Genomic DNA, 2,076 nt, shown 5'->3' on the forward strand with positions numbered 1-2,076 from the left:
GGGCGAGCCGATGAAGCTGGCGACAAAAAGATTGTTCGGCCGGTCGTAGAGTTCGAGCGGCGGCCCGATCTGCTCGACGATGCCGTCATGCATGACGACGATCTTGTCGGCCATGGTCATCGCCTCGATCTGGTCGTGGGTGACGTAGACCGTCGTCGTTTTCAGGCGCTGGTGCAGTTCCTTGATCTCGGCGCGCATCTGCACCCGGAGCTTGGCATCGAGATTGGACAGCGGCTCGTCGAACAGGAAGACCTGCGGATCGCGCACGATCGCCCGGCCCATGGCGACGCGCTGGCGCTGGCCGCCGGAAAGCTGGCGCGGATAACGGTCGAGCAGCGGCACCAGTCCCAGGATCTCGGCCGCACGCCGCACGCCGGCATCGCTCTCCGTCTTGGGAACGCCCTTGAGCATCAGCGAGAACGCCATGTTCTCGGCAACCGTCATATGCGGGTAGAGCGCATAGTTCTGGAAGACCATGGCGACGTCGCGCTCCTTTGGCGCAACGTTGTTGACGATACGTTTGCCGATCGCGATCTGGCCGCGCGAGATCTTTTCCAGGCCGGCGATCATCCTGAGCAGGGTCGACTTTCCGCAACCCGAAGGACCGACCAGCGTGACGAACTCGCCGTCGTTTATATCGACGCTGACCCCGTGCAGGACCTCGACGGTCCCAAATGATTTATAGACATCGCCGATTGCGACAGACGCCATCGATCTCCTCCCGACTGATTCCTGCAACGACTTCGAAGGAAACCGCTTTCCTGCCTGGCCCGCGACAGCGCCCAGGCTCCTCCCCTCACGCGCGATGTGAGACGGTAGCGCTACCAAACCGACCTGTAAAGCACGCCGGCATCACCTGGATATCGACACACCCTAATCCGAAACCTCGGTCTGCGGCCGGTCGCGGCCGTCTGCGAGCTCGTCGTGCCATTTGCCGTCGGCGTCCTCGTACTGGATGCCGTCGGTGTTGCCGGCGACCTGCTGTTCGGCCGAAGCGATCTCGGCGGCACGCAACGCGTCCTGATGGGTGGGGAACGTTTCGGAGAATGTCGAGCCGACCTTGTAGGCCCAGCCTCCGTCATGCTCGACGATCTTGTAGGTCAGTTTCGCCATGAAACCCTCCGGTTGAAAGCCCGTTGCCTCAATGCAGCTTGTCGTCGGCCAGTCTGTCGTCTGGCAGCCTGTCGTCTGCGACCAGCACGTCCGATTCCCTGGCGGCTTCGATCAGTGCCCGGCGCGCATCCGCCGTCGAACGATAACCTTCCAGCACTTTTAGGCAAGTGTCGAGGGCATCACGATGACGCGGCCCGCGATTGAGTGGCCAGACCGTCATCAGGCACTCCGCCGCCTCCTGGGCGCTGCGGATATGGCGATACTTGCCGACATGGCCGAGTTCGACCACGACCGGCTTTTCAAATGGCTTGCTGTCCATCATCGCCGCCAACGCGGAGCGGCCGATTTGGTTGCAACTGCTATTTTAGCTCAGGCTAAAATAGCTCAATAGCTGCAGTCGTTGCGCAGCCAGCGCGCATTCGCCCAGCCGGTGCCGCCGCCGAAATCGACCTTGTACCAGTTTCCGCGGCGGTCGAAGATTTCGGTTTGGTCGCCGTTGAACAATTGCCCGATCATCCGCGACGACGAGTTCGGTCGGGCTCGAACGGCGAGAAAGCCGCTTCCCGTCGCCAGATTGTAGTGCCTGGAAAGGCCGTGCACCGTGCCTTCGCAATATTGCGCCCCGGACGGCGTCGAGGCGGCGAACGACAGCCCAGCCAACACCGCGGCGGCAGCCGCAACGGAAATCCCCCTGAACGACATGTCTCTGCTCCCCCAACCCGCCGCGCCCAGCCGCGGCCCGGCCACTCTACACCGGCAGAGGATCAAAGCGAAGCTGTGATACCCGCCCAGCGAGGTGAGAACCCGCCGTCAGTTCGCCGCCTTCATCCAATGCTGCATCGTTGTCACCGAGCGGGCAAGCTGCGGCGCCGGGTGGATTTTTTCGCCGAAGGTGGCCGCGGCGCGCCAGCCCCAGCGCGGATCGGCAAGAAAGGCGCGCGCCAGCGCCACCATGTCGGCGCG

Annotated in this window: 4 protein-coding genes and 1 pseudogene; all 5 read right to left on the bottom strand. The window is 63.2% G+C overall.

Annotated features, from left to right (window positions below; translation table 11 throughout):
• Nucleotides 1-711 (bottom strand): sn-glycerol-3-phosphate ABC transporter ATP-binding protein UgpC (gene ugpC / locus E5W70_RS11325; protein ID WP_292657754.1); only part of this gene is annotated, 711 nt, incomplete at its 3' end.
• 162 nt (nt 712-873) lie between these two features.
• The gene (locus E5W70_RS11330) at nt 874-1,113 is read right to left on the bottom strand and encodes a DUF2188 domain-containing protein (RefSeq protein ID WP_023674770.1); all 240 of its coding nucleotides are present in this window, start codon (nt 1,111-1,113) and stop codon (nt 874-876) included.
• 28 nt (nt 1,114-1,141) lie between these two features.
• Complete coding sequence (locus E5W70_RS11335; protein WP_366509690.1) at nt 1,142-1,435, bottom strand: DUF982 domain-containing protein; 294 nt, start codon at nt 1,433-1,435, stop codon at nt 1,142-1,144.
• 62 nt (nt 1,436-1,497) lie between these two features.
• Nucleotides 1,498-1,815, bottom strand: coding sequence for an SH3 domain-containing protein (locus E5W70_RS11340; RefSeq protein ID WP_292657758.1), 318 nt, complete (start codon nt 1,813-1,815; stop codon nt 1,498-1,500).
• A gap of 108 nt (nt 1,816-1,923) precedes the next feature.
• Nucleotides 1,924-2,076 (bottom strand): annotated as a pseudogene (locus E5W70_RS11345) (oxidoreductase); the annotation flags it as partial.

It is taken from the genome of Mesorhizobium sp. (assembly GCF_005063415.1).
Lineage (GTDB): Bacteria > Pseudomonadota > Alphaproteobacteria > Rhizobiales > Rhizobiaceae > Mesorhizobium.

What these genes read in the sequence shown, in the direction of transcription:
- E5W70_RS11330 (WP_023674770.1), bottom strand. Translation starts at nt 1,113, where the DNA reads ATGGCGAAACTGACCTACAAGATCGTCGAGCATGACGGAGGCTGGGCC.
- E5W70_RS11335 (WP_366509690.1), bottom strand. Translation starts at nt 1,435, where the DNA reads ATGATGGACAGCAAGCCATTTGAAAAGCCGGTCGTGGTCGAACTCGGC.
- E5W70_RS11340 (WP_292657758.1), bottom strand. Translation starts at nt 1,815, where the DNA reads ATGTCGTTCAGGGGGATTTCCGTTGCGGCTGCCGCCGCGGTGTTGGCT.